The following is an 18,393-nucleotide window of genomic DNA, read 5'->3' on the forward strand; positions in this document are numbered from 1 at the left end:
ATCACCCGAACAATCCGCCATTGCTGCTGGAGGTTTTCGGCGCTGAGCGTGCCGTCCCGGACGCAAATCGCACGGCGACTTCTGCGGCACGTACGATAGCTTTGGCCTTGTTCACGCATTCCTGCTGTTCATTTTCAGGAACGGAGTCGTGCACGATGCCGGCGCCGGCTTGAACGTGCAGCATACCGTCCTTTACCAACGCCGTTCGCAACACGATGCACGTGTCCATGTTTCCGTCCGCGGAGAAGTAGCCCACGCAACCGGCATAAGGACCGCGCTTGGATTTCTCCAATTCGTCGATGATCTCCATCGCGCGAACTTTGGGCGCGCCCGACACGGTGCCCGCTGGAAAACCGGCCATCAACGCGTCAACAGCATCATGGGTCTTGCTGTCCAAACGTCCGACAACGTTCGAGACGATGTGCATCACATGACTGTAACGCTCGATAACAAACTGAGCGGTGACGTTGACGGTGCCGACTTCTGCAACTCGTCCGACATCGTTCCGGCCTAGATCGAGCAACATGAGGTGTTCTGCCCGCTCCTTTGGGTCGGCCAGAAGATCTGCCTCAAGATGGGCGTCCTCGGTGGAGGTTTCGCCGCGACGTCGCGTCCCGGCAATGGGACGAATCGTAACTTCGCCATCGCGCACGCGCACCAGGATTTCTGGCGAAGACCCGACGAGCGAAAAGTCACCGAAGTCGAGGTGAAAGAGAAACGGAGACGGATTGAGCCGCCGCAATACGCGATAGAGAGCGAACGACGGCAGATCAAATGGTGCCGAAAATCTCTGAGACAGAACAACCTGGAAGATATCGCCGGCGACGATGTATTCCTTCGCCCGGGCTACCATATCGAGGTATTCAGCAGAAGAAGTGTTGGAGACAGGGTCCGGTGCGGCTAGCTCCCGCTCGATTGATGCCGTTTCGTGAGCGAGGGGCGCTTCCAACGCTGACACGACCTTCTCAAGCCGTGAACATGCTGCTTTGTACGCCGCAGCCGCATTATCGCGACCCTCTGGACGTACTGGAGTAACGAGGGTCATCTCGTCCCGCACGTTGTCGAAGATCACCATGATTGTCGGACGAACGAACAGGGCATCGGGCACGCCCAGATCATCCTGCGGTTCATCGGGAAGCCGTTCGATCAAACGGACGGTATCGTATCCCATGTAGCCGAACACCCCGGCAGCCATGGGAGGGAGTTCGTCTGGGAGTGAGATCGAGCTTTCAGCCAGAAGCGAACGCAGAGCTTCCAGCGTCGGCTTATCTTCAGGCGTAAACGTCTCGATATCTGTTTGCGCCGTGCGATTGATTTCCGCCGCATCTCCATGCGCGCGCCAGATCAGATCGGGTTCCAACCCGATGATCGAATACCGTCCGCGCTGAGCGCCGCCTTCCACCGATTCAAGGAGAAACCCGATCGTGCCGGGTTTACCCGCGAGCTTGAGATAAGCGGAGACCGGGGTCTCGAGGTCCGCGACAAGGCGCGTATAAACGACCTGTGCCGTGCCGTTATCGAAACGCTCGCTAAAGGCCGCCAGCGACGGTAAGGCTTCTGGTGCCCCGCTACGCCGCTCAAATGTGCTCAAAATGCCCTCCCCGACGGATCGTCCGTATCTGCGCCGGTAATACGCCGGAAGGCCGATTCGTTGATTTTCACCCCATAACGGTTACGCAGGGCGCCCACATACTCAGCGATCTGGTCCGCGCGAAGCTGCTGTTGCAGCTCGGTCTGCAGAGCTTTGCGTTGGGCCTCCGTCGCCGGGCCGGCCGCCGTAATTTCCGCGACGCGAAACACGGTGCGTGACTTTCCGTCAGATGTTTCTGCATTGCCGACGCCGCCCTGCGGGAGCACGAACGCCTGTCCCATAGCTGCCTGTGTGAGACCATCGGGAAGACGTGCACGTGTTGTTGGGGGAGCCATCACAACGCTTCCGCCAACCTCTTCGGCGACCTTGGCCATATCTTCACCGCCCTTGACCCGATCGGTCAAAGTCTTGGCAAGGGCCGACAGTTTCTGACGGCGCTGGGTGTCGGACCAGAGTTTCTTGACGTCGTCTTGCACCTCTTCGAACGGGCGCTGAGTCGACGGCGTTTGATCAAGAACGTCGACCCACGCGTAACCGCCATCTTGCAAACGAACTGGATCGGACTCGATGCCCACCTCACCGCGGAAGCCTTCAGTGATGATCGCGGAAGCGTCTGCAACATCAAGCGCACGCTTGCCATCGGGCGTTGTGTTATCGCGCGTGACAGACTCGATGTCATAAAACGGCAGCTGCATCTCCGACGCGATTTCCTTCAGAGGCTTGCCGGCTGCGCGACCGTCGTCGACCTTATAGTAGAGCGTTTGCAGTTGATTGCGGGCCCAGGTCTCGGCGAGATGATTGCGCACTTGATCTTTCGAGCCCTCGAACGTGCTCTGCTCTCCCGGCTGAATTTCCGTAACCCGAAGGAGCACAGTCGCAAACGTCCCTTCGATGACGTCGGACACTTGGTCCTTCTCCAGGGAGAAAGCCGCCTCTGCGATCTTGGAATCAATCAGCTGGCCGCGTTCCAACAGGCCAAGGTCAACATCGCTGGCATCGGCGCCGTTGGCCTTCGCAACCTCAAGAAAGTCTTTGCCGCCAGCTATTTCAGCTTTAGCCGCTTCCGCAGCAGCCTTATCCTTGAAAGAGATTTGCTGGACCTGCCGTTTTTCGGGCTTGTCGTAGCTGGCTTTCGTCTGCTCGTAGCTCTCCTTCAGCTGTTCGTTTGTAATATCCGCCTGCTTCTTAATGCCATCGACGGACAACATCAGAACGGACAGATGTCGGGTGGGCGCTGTCATAAAACGCGATTTGTTCTGATCATACGTTTCTTTCAGCTGCTCTTCCGTCGGCTCAGGGATGATGACGGCCTTTTCCGCTACTATGGTGAAGTGTTCAATCGCCCGCTTCTCTTCGCGCCGCTGGTGAAGCAGGTCGATCATCGGGCTCGGCACAACCGTGCTGCGCAGCAGCGCCGTGGTTAGATGCTGCTGGAGTTCATCGCGGCGACGCCGTTGAAGCAGCTGCGCTTCGCTAAGACCAAGCTCGCGAAGAGCCGCATTCAAGGCCGTCCGCGAAAACTTTCCATCGGGACCTTCGAACGCAGGGTCCCGCATCAGGCCTTCGACAATGGCCTCTTGCGAGAGCGCCAGATTGAGTGAGCGCGCATGTTCTGCGACGGCGGCCGACCCAACGAGCTGCGAGAGGACCCGTTGGTCAAGACCGACGGCGCGCGCCTGCTCATAGCTGATGCGCTGACCGGCTTGCTGGGAAATCGCGTTCAACTCGTTCTGGAAGGCCTGCTGGAATTGGTCCGCGGAAATCTCGTCACTGCCGACGGTTGCCAAAGCAGAGCGGTCTACGCCGGTAATGTAATCGGCGATGCCCCAGATCGCGAAGCTGAGGATCAAAAGAGACATCATGAAAAAGGCGACCCAACCGGAGGCCCAGCGTTTGAGTGATTCGAGCATTGCGCGTAATTTTCCGCTGTGTTCGCTGACTTCTAGATATTGCCTGACGCTGAACCGCGCCAGCGACGGCCCTATGCGCGATCATCCCAATCCGCGCAACCTGAGCATTTCGTGGGTGATATCAAGCGCAGGCTGTCCGCGAAAGCAAGGGTGCGTGCGATATGGCACTTTGCGAAATGGGCGTTTTTTGGCACTTAGATCATTCCTACGCCTGCCATCACTGCGCAAAACAAGGATTAACGAATGACGGACGCCGGTTCCCCTCTCCCCGCCATCCAGCCGCTTGTGGCGGGAAACTGGAAAATGAACGGGACCAAGGCCGCTCTGGCTGAAGTGATTGCGATATCGGATTGGATCGATAGCGCGGGTAACACTTTGAAGGCGGATACGATGATCTGCCCTCCAGCCACATTGACGATGGTCATGGCCGAATTGTGCTCCAACGGTAAGGTTTTGATTGGCGGGCAGGACTGTCATCCCCTGGCATCAGGCGCCCACACCGGCGACATCTCCGCTGAAATGTTGGCCGATGCAGGGGCCAGTGCTGTCATTCTCGGCCACTCTGAACGCCGTTCCGACCACGCGGAAACCGACAATGGTGTTCGCGCCAAAGTAGAAGCTGCCCACCGTGCCGGATTGACGGCCATCGTCTGTGTCGGCGAAACCGCAGGCCAGCGCGGGGCTGGGCTAACGCTTCCAGTCGTTGCCCGTCAGTTGGAAGGCTCCATTCCCGACGCAGTGACGGCGGAAAATACAATCGTTGCTTATGAGCCGGTCTGGGCAATCGGCACGGGACTGACGCCGACAGCCGACGATGTCGCCGAAGTGCACGCGATGATCCGCGAGGCCTTACAGAAACGCTTCGATGTCGCGGGGAGCCGCATGCGGATCCTGTATGGAGGCTCCGTAAAGGGCTCGAACGCCGCCGAATTGATGAGCGTCGCAAACGTAAATGGAGCTTTGGTCGGCGGCGCCAGCCTTAAAGCCGCGGATTTGATCCAAATCCTGGAAGCCTACTGCAAGTAATTGGCTGGCGAGGGCTATGCCGCGAGATACCGGGAAACGAGCCAGCCCGCCAAAATGGTCGTCCCGATCCAGGCAGCGATAATCACCGCAACGGCAATTCGGTTTTTCGGTCGAGCAGAGATTTTCTCTGCCTCGACGCGAAATTCAGCCATCAGAGCCGCGGGGATCAATGATACTGCGGCGACGATGCCAAGCGGAAGAATTACGACGTCATCGAGGTATCCCAGGACCGGGATAAAATCGGGGATCAGGTCGATTGGAGAAAGGGCATAGCCCGCAACCAGCGCAGCCAGAAGTTTCGCGAGACAAGGTGTGCGTCGGTCGCGAGCCGCGATCCAAAGAGCGATCACGTCACGCTTGACCGCTTTTGCCCAAGCTTTCAGGTGTTCAAGCAACTGGCCGCCTCTGAAAATTAATCCTCTGGCAAAGAGCGCATGTATATCGCATGGCAATCGGTAATAGGGTTCAACCCAAACCGTAGGCAGGTAACCAGCTTCCGCCTCCCACACTTTCTTTGCAATTCAGTGCGTAACGTCGGCCTCTGGCACCTAAGGTAATGCGAACGGCCTTCGTTGCAGGGGGCAGCGAGAACCCCCATAATAAGTCCTTGGCAGGCGGCGATCAGAGTAGAGGCACCATGCGTCTCAGCAGGATAACTCCCGTATTTTTCGTGCTTTTAAGCACAGCCGCAACGGCTGGAGATCTTGAAGCCAATGTCGCCCAATGCCGTGCCTATGAGACCGAGCGTACAACACTCGTGGCGACGGGAGTCGATGCGGATATGCAAAAAGGGCCGGAGTGGGCGCGGTCCAACCTGCCAGCGAACCGGCTGCAGCAAATCATGCGCTATATCCACCTAGACGAACAATTGAAGTTTCGCTGCCCAGAAGTTTTTGCTTCTGCAGCGGTGAAAGCCGAAGAGGAGCGGGCACGTCAGGAGGCTCTCGAGGCAAAACGTTGGGCAGAACGCTTGGCGGAATTTGCCAAGAACCCCATGCTGCCGGAGAGAAAGCCCGTGACGATGGCACGTGCAAAGCCGCAACCCGCACCCCCAGGGCCACCGCTACCGGAGCGGGCGACCCGCTGAGGACTAAGAGTTCGGCTGGACCGTCCAATTAATCGCAGGGGGTGGCGGCATGAGTGCGGCTGGTGTAGAAGCCGCCCATCCAGCAACCTGCTGCCCGACCGACAGCGCCTTGAATTGGGATCTGCAACCTTATGATAACCGTCATCCTTGTCGTCCACATCATGATCGCCGTCGCGCTGATCGTCGTTGTGCTTATGCAGCGTTCGGAAGGCGGGGCACTTGGTATGGGTGGAGGAGGCGGAGGCGGAGGCGGCTTTCTGACCGGACGCGGCACGGCCAACCTGCTCACCCGAACGACCGCCGTTTTGGCAATGTGCTTCTTTGCGACCAGCATTGTTCTGACATTGCTTGCCAATTCCGGCGGCCCGCGGGGCTCGGTATTCGATAACGCGGGCCAACCTGCTGCGACGGATACGAAAGCCGGCACAGAGAAATCGGCCCCGTCAGCGCCCACCGATGGCGGTGGAGGCGGACTGCTTGATGATCTGGAACGCGGACGTGCGCCGCTGCCGACCGTTCCTGGCACGCGCTAAAAGCTGATTTTTCGCGGTAGGCGGAAATATGGCCTCTGTTCTTACCAGAGGTCATCGCGGCTGGTCTTGGGCGACGTAAAGTTGTCATCCGGTTGCACCCCGACCTACCAAGTCTCGTGGATGTGGCGATAATGCCGCTACGAATCATGGCCGATCCATGCGAAACCCAAAGCCCATGCAACGGTACATTTTCATTACCGGCGGCGTGGTCTCCTCACTCGGCAAAGGCCTCGCATCAGCCGCGCTGGGAGCTCTGCTCCAGGCTCGCGGATATTCCGTGCGCCTGCGCAAGCTTGACCCTTACCTGAACGTCGATCCGGGCACGATGAGCCCGTATCAACACGGCGAAGTGTTCGTTACCGATGATGGTGCCGAAACGGACCTCGACCTCGGTCACTACGAACGCTTTACCGGAGTGCCGGCGTCCAAAGCCGACAACGTGACAACCGGACGTATCTATCAGGACATTCTGGCCAAGGAGCGCCGCGGCGAGTACTTGGGCGCTACCGTCCAGGTAATCCCGCATGTCACCGATGCCATCAAAGAATTCGTGCTGAAGGGCAATGAAGGCGTTGATTTCGTCTTGGTTGAAATCGGCGGAACGGTCGGCGACATCGAAGGTCTGCCATTCTTCGAAGCTATCCGTCAGTTGGGTAACGATTTGCCGCGCGGCGCGTCGATCTTCATCCATCTGACGCTTCTGCCGTTCATCCCATCGGCCGGCGAGTTGAAGACTAAGCCGACGCAGCACTCCGTCAAAGAGCTTCGCGGCATCGGTATTCAGCCAGACATCCTGATGTGCCGGGCCAACACGCACATCCCGCTGTCGGAACGCAAGAAGATCGCGCTGTTCTGCAATGTCCGCGAGGATGCTGTAATCCAGGCTTTGGACGTAGCTTCGATCTATGACGTTCCTCTGGCTTACCATCGTGAGGGGTTGGACAAACAGGTCCTTGCCGCTTTCGGTATCACGGATGCCAAAGAACCAGATTTGAGCCGCTGGCAGACGATCTCAGAAGCCATTGCGACCCCTGAGGGCGAAGTGACGATTGCCATCGTCGGCAAGTACACGGGGCTCAAAGACGCCTACAAATCATTGAACGAGGCGCTTATTCACGGCGCCATCGCCAACCGGGTGCGGGTAAAGCTGGAATGGATCGAATCGGAAGTCTTCGAACGCGAGGACCCTGCGCCTTACCTTGAAGGCGTAAACGGCATCCTTGTTCCTGGCGGCTTCGGTGAGCGCGGCTCGGAAGGTAAGATGCTCGCAGCGCGCTTTGCGCGCAGCCGAGGGGTTCCCTACTTCGGAATCTGCTTCGGTATGCAGATGGCCACCGTCGAAGTGGCTCGTTCAGCTGGCCTTACGAACGCCTCATCCACTGAATTCGGACCGACCGACGAACCCGTTGTCGGCCTTATGACGGAATGGATGCGCGGTAACGAAATGGAACAACGCACCGGCAGGGATGATCTTGGCGGAACGATGCGCCTCGGCGCCTACGCTGCTGAGCTAAAGCCTGGCAGTGCCGTCGCAGAAATCTACGGTTCGACCAAGATTTCGGAACGTCACCGTCACCGCTACGAAGTCAACATGCGCTACCGGGAATTGCTTGAAAACGCCGGTCTCATATTTTCCGGGGTCTCGCCCGACGGGCTCCTACCGGAAATCGTCGAGTTCAAGGGCCACCCATGGTTCATTGGCGTCCAGTTCCACCCAGAGCTGAAATCACGCCCCTTTGAACCGCATCCGCTGTTCAAGAGCTTTATCCACGCAGCGCTCGAGCAAAGCCGGCTTGTTTGATCTTTCTCGAGTTAGAGCGATCTGAAAATGCGTACGGGCGAGGGAAGTCCCCCGCCCGTATTTTTTTAGCCGGCTCAACAGAGGTTGAGTTGCCAGATGTCAGTGAGCATAAGCGGTAATCTTGAAGTTTGAACGCTTCGGCGCGGCATAGCCGATGCTCGGACGCGTGGTACCCTTCTTGGCGTAACGCGCACCTGAGCTCTTCTTCTTACCTTTGTAAGAAGCGTACTTCTTATTGCCTGAACGCTTTTTCGAAGCGTAACTGCGACCCTTGCCGATGGGCGTACCTTTGGCATTCACACAATGGTGGAAACGCACACGCGGTCCATTGTCGATATGGATGTGGTGCATTCCGCAGCTATACGTTCCGACACCGCCACCATGGTTGGCCTTTAGCCAAGCAACGACTTGACTGTGCTTACCCTTGGGCGGGTGGAAGTCTACCGCACGGCAGGACGCGTGATAGCTGCGCTTACCGGAACCGGCGATTCGGGCGCCCGGCCGATGGGTTGAAACGATACGTACGGGGCCGAACTTCGCACGGATTTGGCTGAGCTTTGCTTTGAGGCCGCTCGGCAGGCAGGAGGCCTGCGCCGTAACAGTAGAAGCCTCGACAAAAGCAAAACAAGTTAGGGCAAAAAGGATCGCGCCCATGCGCGACAGCCCGCTCAGTTTACACATTGCTACAATCACTCCGATTTTGTTCCCGTTGGCGCTCGATGGGCGTGTTCTATTTTTGTCCCCCACTCATCGAGGCGCGGCGGGCAGGTCGAACCGAAATGCGGCAGCAACGAGACGAAGCGTGCAAAGTGCGACAAAATGGCTAGATTTATCAGAGGCTCATGCGCGCGAATTGCGAAGCCGTAAGAAGATGCAAGGCCCCGTTTTCAAAGGGTTCCTTGCGCTTTTTAATAAAATCCACTTGGACGCCAGCCTGCGACGAAAGTATTCAGTGGGATTTGTGCAACATAGTCCGTGGCGTTCGCACGAAATTGCGATGTGGGGAACAGCTGCGGAGCGATTAACGCTCTCGTCATGGCGCGACACGGGCGCTATAAGTCCGCCATGTCCATGCACCCACCCCGTCCTAATAGCTCCGTCTCGATTGCGGGCGTCACGCTAGCCAACGCAGCTCCGATTGCCGTATTTGCTGGCCCGTGTCAGATGGAAAGCCGTGAACACGCGCTGGAATGTGCTTCCGCGCTAAAAGAGATCGCCGAGCGGCTTGGCATCGGCCTGATCTACAAGTCGTCGTTCGACAAGGCTAATCGTACGTCGTTGAGTGGCAAACGGGGCATGGGGCTCGCAGCTGCGCTCCCCGTCTTCGCAGAGATCCGAGAAACCTTGGGTCTTCCCGTTGTGACAGACGTACATGAACCCGAGCAGTGCGCCGTGGTTGCCGAAGTCATCGACGTTTTGCAGATCCCGGCCTTTTTATGCCGCCAGACGGACCTGTTGATTGCCGCCGCCAAGACGGGCCGGATCATCAAGATCAAGAAGGGGCAGTTCCTTGCTCCTTGGGATATGAAGAATGCGGTCGACAAAGTCGTTGGGTCCGGCAACGCCAACGTCCTTCTGACGGAACGTGGCGCATCTTTCGGCTACAACACTCTCGTAAGCGATATGAGAGCCCTGCCGATCATGGCCGAGACCGGATGCCCTGTAATTTTCGACGCGACACACTCTGTACAGCAGCCTGGTGGCCAAGGCGCATCGTCGGGCGGAGACCGGCGATACGTGCCCGTTTTGGCTCGCGCAGCAGTAGCTGTCGGCGTCGCGGGTCTCTTTATTGAAACGCATCCAGATCCAGACCACGCGCCGTCGGACGGTCCCAACATGGTCCCGTTGTGCGACTTCGAAGCTCTCATGAAAGACTTGCAGGCGATTGATCGCGTGGTTAAGTCGGCACGCGCGCCGGTGTAAACCGGCACGCAAAGACACGAACTCATTCATTGAGAGTATGGGTGAAACCCGTATGCGGCCACTGTCGCCGCAGCCGCTAATATTGCATTGCCGGGCACAAAGTCTGATTGCAACGGCATAGACGCCCGCCCGCGACCTCGCTAAAGGTCGCCGATACGAGACCTGAGAGACCTGGAAGGGAGAGCAAATGAACGAGGCGCAGACCCGCACGGGCGCCACCGAAGCGGTCAGCCATGCCGACATGGCCAATGCCATTCGGGCCTTGTCGATGGATGCCGTACAGGCCGCAAAGTCCGGCCACCCCGGCATGCCGATGGGAATGGCCGATGTTGCCACCGTTCTTTACAGGGACGTTTTGCGCTTTTCCGCGAACGCTCCGGATTGGCCAAACCGCGACCGTTTCGTTCTATCGGCCGGTCACGGTTCGATGCTGCTCTATTCCCTGCTCTACCTCACCGGCTATCCGGGCATGACCATCGAGGAAATCAAGAATTTCCGCCAATGGGGCTCCAAGACCGCCGGTCACCCTGAATATGGTCACGCCGCAGGCATCGAAACGACGACCGGCCCGTTGGGGCAGGGCATCGCTAATGCTGTCGGCATGGCCTTATCTGAGCGCTTGCTCAACGCGCGCGCAGGTAACGATCTCATCAATCACCACATCTATTGTATCGCTGGTGATGGCTGCCTCATGGAAGGCATTTCGCAGGAAGCGATCTCGCTCGCGGGCCATCTGCGTCTCGGCAAACTAATTGTGCTCTTTGACGACAACGGCATATCGATCGATGGGTCAACGAGCCTAGCTGTTTCTGACGATCAAGTTGCCCGTTTCGCGGCGAGCGGCTGGAATACGATGCGGATCGACGGCCATGATCCCGAGGCGATCAGCAAGGCGCTCGCCACGGCGCGTGCGGACAGTTCCAAACCGTGGCTCATCGCCTGCCGCACCGTCATCGGATACGGCTCGCCAGCACGGGCTGGCACCGCCAAGGCCCATGGTGAACCGCTGGGTCCCGACGAAATCACTGCGACCCGTGAAAAGCTCGGCTGGCCGTATCAGCCCTTCGACGTGCCCGAGGACGTCCTCAACGCTTGGCGGGCACTTGGGGCCGCTCACGAAGGCGAAGTTGAAGCGTGGAACAAGCGAATTTCCTCAGCATCCTCTGATGTTCAGGCTCTGTTTGCAAAGCCGGTCGGCGAGCCGCGCGCGAAAGCCCTCGCAGCTGCCGTGACCGCCGCCAAAACACAGTTCGCGGCGGACGAAAGCCAGAAGGCAACGCGCGTCTGGTCGCAGCTGACGCTGGAACATCTCGTCCCTGCACTTCCCGAACTTATCGGCGGCTCCGCCGATCTGACGGGGTCTAACGGCACACGAACGTCTCACCATAAATCTGTGACGCCCGACGACTTTTCCGCGAACTACATTCACTACGGCGTCCGCGAACACGGCATGGCTGCCGCAATGAACGGATTGGCTCTGTCGGGAAGCATCATCCCTTACGGCGCCACCTTCCTGGTGTTTACGGATTATTGCCGTCCTTCAATCCGCCTGTCCGCGCTGATGCATCAACGCGTCATTTACGTCATGACGCACGATTCCATTGGTCTTGGCGAAGACGGGCCGACTCACCAGCCTGTTGAGCACCTTTCGGCGCTGCGTGCGATTCCCAATTTGCACGTTATGAGGCCGGCAGATGGCGTCGAGACCGCCGAATGTTGGGAACTCGCCATCGGCGCCACGAAAACTCCAACGATCCTTGCTCTTTCGCGTCAGGGCGTGCCGCGTCTACGAACCGATGCAAGCAGCGAAAACCGTTGCGCCAAGGGTGCCTACGTTCTCGATGAGGCCGAGGGAGCACGTGACGTCACTCTGATCGCCACGGGTACAGAAGTCGGCCTCGCACGCAGTGCAGCCAAGCAGCTGGCAGAACGCGGCATCAAAGCGGCCGTCGTATCTATGCCATCGATGGAACTTTTCCGGGCTCAGGATGACGCATACCGGGAGGAGACCTTAGGCGCTGCACCGCGCATCGCCATCGAAGCTGCAATTGCTCAGAGCTGGTACGAGTGGCTGCGCCCTGGCGACCGTTTCGTTGGCCTCAAAGATTTCGGCGCATCCGCGCCGGCCGGTGAGCTCTACAAGCAATTTGGCCTGACCGCGGACCATATCGCCGGCATTGCCACTGAACTCGTCAAATAAACAAACGAGAGGCGCTTGTGCGGGATCCCGGCAAGCGCCTCAGAAAAATATGCGCAGGGCGGGAAAATGGACTTTTCAAAACTGAGAACAACCGAAGGCCTCGACGTCGACGGGAAGCGCGTCATGGTGCGCGTAGATCTCAACGTGCCCTTGCGCGATGGCGTTGTCACCGACGCAACTCGTATTGTCCGCATCGCCCCCTGTTTGCTCGACCTCGCGTCGCGCGGCGCCAAGGTTATCGTCATCTCCCACTTCGGCCGCCCGAAAGGTAAGCCTCTGAAAGAGTTCTCCCTCGTGCCCGTAGCCGGGCGAATGGGAGAGGTCCTGCAGAAACCCATCCGTTTCGCTGCAGACTGTATTGGCCCGGAGGCGCGCGATGCCGTTGAACACCTTGTGCCTGGCGATATCGCGCTTTTTGAGAATCTGCGGTTCCACCCAGGGGAAGAAGCCAACGATCCCGCATTCGCCCAAGAGCTGGCGCGAAACGCAGATATCTTTGTTGGCGAAGCATTTTCCACCTCACATCGTGCTCACGCATCGACGGAAGCAATTACGCATTTGCTGCCCTCCTACGCAGGGCCTCTGATGCTTGAGGAAATCAACGCGCTGCGAGCCGCGCTCGAAGAACCGAAGCGACCGACGGTAGCCGTTGTTGGAGGCGCAAAGGTCTCGACCAAGATACCGATCCTCACGCACCTCGTTGCAAAGGTGGACAAGCTGATCATCGGTGGCGGTATGGCCAACACGTTCCTTCAGGCCAAGGGCGTGGAAGTCGGCAAATCCCTTGCGGAGCCAGATTTTCACGACACAGCCCGTCAGATCATGGCCGCTGCAGCGGAGAGTGGCTGCGAGATTCTTCTGCCCGATGACGCCGTAGTGGCGCGAGAATTCAAGGTGCAGGCGGAATGCAACACGGTCCCGATCGACGCCGTACCAGCCGACGCCATGATCCTCGACGTTGGCCCAAAATCGGTTGCCCACCTGACTCACGTCCTCGGCAGCTGCCAGACGTTGTTATGGAATGGCCCCCTGGGCGCCTTTGAAATCGAACCCTTCGGCGAAGGAACGTTCGCACTTGCTAGAGCCGCCGCGGCCCTAACGAAGGCTGGCGCCCTGGTTTCCGTTGCAGGCGGCGGCGACACCGTCGCAGCATTGAACGCTGCAGGTGTGGGTAAGAATTTCACCTACGTATCGACAGCAGGCGGCGCGTTCCTGGAGTGGCTGGAAGGTCGCGAATTACCAGGCGTCGCCGCTCTTCTGAGCGAATAAAACGCACGTTGCGACACGCTTCGGTTCGACAACGTTTGCAATAGAATTGTGCAACACTGAAATACGGCTAAACTCACCCCCACGCCAATCACAGACCGCCGTTATGCCCGATTGACGATCTGCCAATGGATTTTCGGCAGGTTTCGTTGGATATATAGGAAAACGTCGGCGCCAAAGTGCGCAGGGATAAAGGGGAGGATTGCCGAATGGTACGTATTGCAATGGCCGTGCTGGCCGCGGCGATGTTTGGATTCGCCATTCCAGCATCGGCACAGACTGCGCCAACCGCAGCTAAGGATGCACCGGCTGCTGCGGCAAAGAGCGAAGCAAAGGCACCACCGAAGGCTAAAGACCGTTGCCAGGATGGCGAACCCTCCGAGGTCGCAACATATAAAATCAGCAAGGGCGAAACGCTCGAAAAGGCAATCAACGAACCGCTCGATGGGAAGACGGGCGATGCCGATAAAGGTCTGGGATGGATGGCGCATCGGCGACTGGGTAACTGCCTCGCCTGCCACAAGATCTCCAAGGTCTTGGCCATGGCCGAAAAGACCCCGAGCATTAAGGTCACGGCTCTGAATGGCAAGACATCATCCATGCCTCTCGGCATTCACGGAGAAATCGGCCCTCCGTTAGACGGCGTAGCTAACCGCTACACCGAGGGCGAACTACGCATGCTGGTTGTCGACCCAAAGACGGCGTTCCCCGACACCATCATGCCGGCCTTTCACAAGAACTCCGGTTTCACGCGTGTTCACCCAGATTGTCAGGGCTTGGCGATCTTCAACGCTCAACAGGTTGAAGACGTTGTGGCGTTCCTGAAAACGCTGAAGTGACAATGACACACAGACCGATGTGAGCTGTGGGAGGATAACGAAGATGAATATTTTCAAATCAATTGCACTTCCGGTAGCGATCTTAGTGGCAGCAAGCTTTGCGGGTGTTGGCGCGCTGTCCGCAGCGGATGGGGTGACCGAGGCGGTTAAGCCAGCGTCTAAGGACAATCCGCTAAAAGAGCTCTGGTCCGGAAAAAAATGGGCATCGGAAACGACGCAGGAAATGCAGGACGACGAGTTCGCAAATCCGTCGGGACCCTGGCAGGCCATCGGCGAGGAAGAGTGGAGCAAAGTCGAAGGCGAAGCAGGTAAATCCTGCGCCAGCTGCCACGACGACGCAGCGCAATCCATGAAAGGTGTGGGCGCGCGCTATCCCGTCTACTTCGAACCGTGGAAGAAGATGATGGTGCTCGAACAGCGCATCAACTACTGCCGCGAAAACAATATGAAGGCAAAGCCCTACAAGTGGGAAAGCGATCAGATGATCGGCATGATGATCCACGTTAAGTCGCAATCGCGCGGCATGCCGGTGGACGTCAAGATCGATGGGCCCGCAGCCCCCTTCTTCGAAAAAGGCAAAGAGTTCTACTATCAGCGGCGTGGCCAGCTCGACATGGCTTGCAAACATTGCCACGAGGGCAACTACGGCCAGCACATCCGCGCAGAGACCCTGAGCCAGGGGCAGTCCAACGGCTTTCCAACCTACCGGCTGAAGTGGCAAAAGCCCGGGACGCTTCATCGTCGTTTCCGTGGCTGCAACGAACAGGTGCGGTCCAAAGCTTTCGACCGCGGCTCCGACGAGTACGTCAATCTGGAGCTTTACTTGGCTTGGCGCGGTCAGGGACTGCCGATCGAAACACCATCCGTCAGGCGCTAAGACCCAATGGGCACACCGTGAGTTACGACCGAAAGGTCCAAACTCACGCACAACTCCCGGCGAAGTGATGGGCGCAGTGTTGCGCCCGTCTCGCGCCGCATACATAAGCTTGCGACCGCTGAACACGTTGTGAGGGCCGGCGGATTTATTGCAGTTGCTCAGATAATCGAGCGATCGGGGAGAATGGTGCGGGATGTTTGCCGACCTACACATCTATCTGGGCGTTGCCCTTGCGGGCCTTGTCAGCTTCCTAAGTCCATGCGTCCTGCCGCTTGTGCCGCCTTACCTTGGGTATCTCGGTGGCACAACCATCGATCAGATGACGGCGGAAAAAGGCCTGGAAGCTCGGGTGTGGCGTCGCGTCGTGGCAGCCTCGATATTCTTTGTTCTGGGGTTCACCACCGTTTTTGTCGGCTTGGGCGCCGGCGCATCGGTTTTTGGTCAGCTCATCCAGGCACATAAGAGCACGCTATCGATGATCGCCGGTGTGGTGATCATTCTCTTCGGGCTTCATTTTCTCGGCATTTTCAAAATCCCGTTCCTGTACGCTGAAAAGCGCTACCATGCAGAAATGACAGGCGCGAGTTTCCTTGGCGCCTATCTGATTGGACTGGCATTCGCCTTTGGCTGGACCCCATGCGTCGGCCCTATTCTGGCAACTGTCCTCGCGGTCGCCGCCAATGAAGGGACACTTGGTGCCGGGGTCAGTCTACTTCTGGCTTATTCGCTAGGGCTTGGCGTGCCGTTCATCCTGGCAGCCGTCGCGATCCGACCATTCCTGTCATTCATGCAGCGCTTTCGTCGCCATCTTGGCGTCGTTGAAAAAGGAATGGGTGTGCTATTAGTGCTCACCGGCGTCCTGTTCCTAACTGGCTCCATGAATTTCTTCGGTCAATGGATGCTTGAAACATTCCCTTGGCTTGCACAGGTGGAAGCGTGGGCAACGCCGGATTCGTTGCAGCATGACATCATGAAGAAGAGCTTGGAGAATTGATCGACCACGCTAAGACGCCGGCCGTCGCTCTGACGATTGCAGGATCTGATAGTTCCGGGGGCGCCGGCATACAGGCCGACCTGAAGACCTTCACCGTTCTTGGGGTTTACGGCGCTTCTGCGATTACTGCGCTTACCGCACAAAACACCGTTGGTGTTCGAGGAGTTCACACAACGCCGGTCGAGTTCCTCAAAGCGCAGATTGCCGCCGTCCTTGATGACTTGAAGGTCAATGCCAGCAAGATCGGAATGTTGGCCAACGCGGAAATCATCAAGACCGTCGCCGCCGCGATTGAGACCTACCGGCTTCATCCCATTGTCCTTGATCCTGTCATGGTGGCGACGAGCGGCGATCGATTACTTGCAGCCGACGCAATCGCAGCGCTACGCGAAGAGCTAATCCCGCGCGTGGATCTGCTGACGCCGAACCTGATTGAAGCGGCCGATTTACTTCAAGAACAGCCGGTTGAAGACATCCATGCCGTTGAAGATCAGGCCCGCCGGCTCTTGAAGCTCGGCTGCGGCGCTGTGCTGATTAAAGGTGGTCACGGCAGCGGCGACGTCGCGATCGATCTATTGGTCGATAAAGCAGGCTGCCAGATCTTCGAGCGGCCGCGCCTCATAACGCAAAACACCCACGGCACTGGATGCACCCTGTCTGCAGCCATCACAGCCTATCTTGCGATGGGGCAAGACCTCAGAAGCGCGGTAGGATGTGCGAAAGAGTTTGTCTGGCATGCGCTGGAAAGCGCTACGCAGCAAAAGCTGGGGCACGGATCAGGCCCGCTTGACCACATGCACGCCCTTGGCACGCGCACCTGCATGTGACCTGTTTGCATCGCCGCCCAACCGCTTTGACACTAACTGTGCAGTTAGACTTGAATCTCCCGCACAATCCAGCAGATTAACCAGCGTCAGTTTCAGATCGCCAACGTAGATCTGATGGGGGCTGACGGGGGAGGCTGGGAGCGCCGAAAAGGCCGCACCTCGGCAAAGAAAGCCGGTTCGGAGATACTCCGGGCCGGCTTTTTACATTAATTACAAATCGGGCCGTTTAATCTGGAACGTTATCCGATTTGGACGGATCGCCCGCGACACCTCACATTTTAAGCATGCACCGTCCTGCAAAGCCCAAACCGCAAACTCCACCTCACCTGTCCACCGGCTATGCGGTGCGCGTCTCCGTTTTCTTCGGAGCCCTCTTTCTCATCTACGGCGTATATCTCCCTTACATGCCGTTGTGGCTGAAGGGGCAAGGCCTCAGCGTCGGCCAGATCGCGATCATTACAGCCACGCCCTACATTCTGCGTGACCTCGTGACGCCAGCTGTCGCGTTCTATGCGGACCGGACAGCAAACCATCGCCGGACCATCATAATGCTCGCCTGGATCGGCGTGGCTGCGACGTTGGCACTAAGCCAGACGTCGGGGTTCTGGCCGATATTGATCTTCGCCGTTGCGGCCTCGATAGCGATGACGACCACCATGCCGCTGACCGAAGTGATCGCACTGCACGGCATGAAGACGACAGGTTACGACTATGGCCGCGTGCGTTTGTGGGGATCGCTGACGTTCGTCGTGGCCAACGTCGGCGCAGCGGAAGTCATTGCCCGAACAGGTAGCTCCAGTGTGGTTTGGATGCTGGCGGCAGCGTTCGCAATAACGTTGATAGCGGCGCATTTTCTTCCCAGAGCGGATCGCGATATGTCGCAAAGCGAAGGCACACACGCCTTGAGCTTAGGCATGGCCGCACGACTGGCTGTGACACCACTCTTCGTGTTGTTCCTCATAGCAGGAGGCACTGTTCAGGCCGCTCATGCAACCTATTACACCTTCGCGACCCTCCACTGGACAAGCCAGGGTATTACGCCGCTGATCATAGGAGCGCTCTGGGCATTGGGCGTAATCGCGGAAGTGGTGCTCTTCGCCTTTTCAGGTCGCGTCGTTGCCTGGATCGGCATTCGTGGCCTTCTCATCACGGCAGCCGCCAGCGCCGTCATCCGATGGACCGCCATGAGTGTTGATCCGCCGCTTTGGGCGCTTTTCCCGCTGCAACTTCTTCATGGCATGACATTCGGGGCCGCCCATATCGCTGCCATTCACTTCATGTCGCAAGCGGTACCCGAAAAATTGGCAGGTACGGCACAGGCGCTTTATGCGAGCGTGGGCATGGGGCTCGCAATGGCCATCGCGACACTCATCTCTGGTGTTCTCTATGAGCGCTTCGCCGGTGGCGCTTATCTCGGAATGGCTGGCCTTGCGGCGCTCGGGCTCATAGCCGCTTTGGCGATGGCACGTCTCTGGCGTGGTGGCTATGTCATTGAGCTCCACATCCAAAAAGCGTGATC

General features: G+C 58.1%; 16 protein-coding genes. 12 read left to right on the forward strand and 4 right to left on the reverse strand.

The annotated features are described in order from the left end of the window. Nucleotide 1 precedes the first annotated feature (1 nt). Nucleotides 2–1,591, reverse strand: a complete 1,590-nt coding sequence (trpE, locus tag YBN1229_RS13560; protein WP_082101140.1) for an anthranilate synthase component I — start codon at nucleotides 1,589–1,591, stop codon at nucleotides 2–4. Further along, complete coding sequence (locus YBN1229_RS13565; protein ID WP_046478739.1) at nucleotides 1,588–3,501, reverse strand: SurA N-terminal domain-containing protein; 1,914 nt, start codon at nucleotides 3,499–3,501, stop codon at nucleotides 1,588–1,590. Before YBN1229_RS13565 ends, trpE begins: the two co-directional genes overlap by 4 nt. A 243-nt stretch (nucleotides 3,502–3,744) precedes the next feature. On the opposite strand from YBN1229_RS13565, the gene tpiA reads away from it, so the two are divergent. After that, nucleotides 3,745–4,527, forward strand: a complete 783-nt coding sequence (tpiA, locus tag YBN1229_RS13570; protein ID WP_046478738.1) for a triose-phosphate isomerase — start codon at nucleotides 3,745–3,747, stop codon at nucleotides 4,525–4,527. Nucleotides 4,528–4,541: 14 nt separating this feature from the next. On the opposite strand, the gene YBN1229_RS13575 is transcribed toward tpiA, so the two are convergent. Further along, nucleotides 4,542–4,922, reverse strand: coding sequence for a YkvA family protein (locus YBN1229_RS13575; protein ID WP_082101270.1), 381 nt, complete (start codon nucleotides 4,920–4,922; stop codon nucleotides 4,542–4,544). A 242-nt stretch (nucleotides 4,923–5,164) separates the two neighbouring features. On the opposite strand from YBN1229_RS13575, the gene YBN1229_RS13580 reads away from it, so the two are divergent. From YBN1229_RS13580 to YBN1229_RS13590, 3 genes are all read left to right on the forward strand, one after another. After that, entirely contained in the window at nucleotides 5,165–5,614 is a 450-nt protein-coding gene (locus tag YBN1229_RS13580; RefSeq protein ID WP_046478736.1) for a hypothetical protein, read from the forward strand. Nucleotides 5,615–5,745: 131 nt separating this feature from the next. Further along, the gene (gene secG / locus YBN1229_RS13585; RefSeq protein ID WP_046478733.1) at nucleotides 5,746–6,147 is read left to right on the forward strand and encodes a preprotein translocase subunit SecG; all 402 of its coding nucleotides are present in this window, start codon (nucleotides 5,746–5,748) and stop codon (nucleotides 6,145–6,147) included. Between the two features lie 175 nt (nucleotides 6,148–6,322). Next, nucleotides 6,323–7,948, forward strand: coding sequence for a CTP synthase (locus tag YBN1229_RS13590; protein WP_046478731.1), 1,626 nt, complete (start codon nucleotides 6,323–6,325; stop codon nucleotides 7,946–7,948). Nucleotides 7,949–8,047: 99 nt separating this feature from the next. Here the strand turns inward: YBN1229_RS13590 and YBN1229_RS13595 are convergent, their stop codons facing one another. Further along, on the reverse strand, nucleotides 8,048–8,629 hold the full coding sequence (locus tag YBN1229_RS13595; protein WP_082101141.1) for a YcbK family protein: 582 nt from the start codon (nucleotides 8,627–8,629) through the stop codon (nucleotides 8,048–8,050). 390 nt (nucleotides 8,630–9,019) lie between these two features. Between YBN1229_RS13595 and kdsA the strand changes: the two genes are divergently transcribed. The 8 genes from kdsA to YBN1229_RS13635 all read left to right on the forward strand — a co-directional run bounded on the left by kdsA (nucleotide 9,020) and on the right by YBN1229_RS13635 (nucleotide 18,391). Then, nucleotides 9,020–9,871, forward strand: coding sequence for a 3-deoxy-8-phosphooctulonate synthase (kdsA, locus tag YBN1229_RS13600; RefSeq protein WP_046480504.1), 852 nt, complete (start codon nucleotides 9,020–9,022; stop codon nucleotides 9,869–9,871). A 187-nt stretch (nucleotides 9,872–10,058) separates the two neighbouring features. After that, nucleotides 10,059–12,071, forward strand: coding sequence for a transketolase (gene tkt, locus YBN1229_RS13605; protein ID WP_046478728.1), 2,013 nt, complete (start codon nucleotides 10,059–10,061; stop codon nucleotides 12,069–12,071). A 66-nt stretch (nucleotides 12,072–12,137) separates the two neighbouring features. Continuing rightward, entirely contained in the window at nucleotides 12,138–13,340 is a 1,203-nt protein-coding gene (locus YBN1229_RS13610) for a phosphoglycerate kinase (RefSeq protein WP_046478724.1), read from the forward strand. A 206-nt stretch (nucleotides 13,341–13,546) separates the two neighbouring features. After that, on the forward strand, nucleotides 13,547–14,176 hold the full coding sequence (locus YBN1229_RS19185) for a c-type cytochrome (RefSeq protein WP_052743940.1): 630 nt from the start codon (nucleotides 13,547–13,549) through the stop codon (nucleotides 14,174–14,176). A gap of 43 nt (nucleotides 14,177–14,219) precedes the next feature. After that, the gene (gene soxA / locus YBN1229_RS13620; RefSeq protein ID WP_046478720.1) at nucleotides 14,220–15,053 is read left to right on the forward strand and encodes a sulfur oxidation c-type cytochrome SoxA; all 834 of its coding nucleotides are present in this window, start codon (nucleotides 14,220–14,222) and stop codon (nucleotides 15,051–15,053) included. A 193-nt stretch (nucleotides 15,054–15,246) separates the two neighbouring features. Next, nucleotides 15,247–16,047: a cytochrome c biogenesis CcdA family protein gene (locus YBN1229_RS13625; protein WP_046478717.1), complete on the forward strand. Its 801-nt coding sequence runs from the start codon at nucleotides 15,247–15,249 to the stop codon at nucleotides 16,045–16,047. After that, nucleotides 16,044–16,874 (forward strand): bifunctional hydroxymethylpyrimidine kinase/phosphomethylpyrimidine kinase, encoded by an 831-nt coding sequence (gene thiD, locus YBN1229_RS13630; RefSeq protein WP_244464928.1) that lies wholly within the window; start codon nucleotides 16,044–16,046, stop codon nucleotides 16,872–16,874. Before YBN1229_RS13625 ends, thiD begins: the two co-directional genes overlap by 4 nt. Nucleotides 16,875–17,122: 248 nt before the next feature. Continuing rightward, a complete protein-coding gene (locus YBN1229_RS13635) occupies nucleotides 17,123–18,391 on the forward strand; it encodes an MFS transporter (RefSeq protein WP_152025007.1) in 1,269 nt (422 codons plus the stop codon). Nucleotides 18,392–18,393: the final 2 nt, after the last annotated feature.

This window comes from Candidatus Filomicrobium marinum (assembly GCF_000981545.1).
Taxonomy (GTDB): Bacteria; Pseudomonadota; Alphaproteobacteria; order Rhizobiales; family Hyphomicrobiaceae; genus Filomicrobium; species Filomicrobium insigne.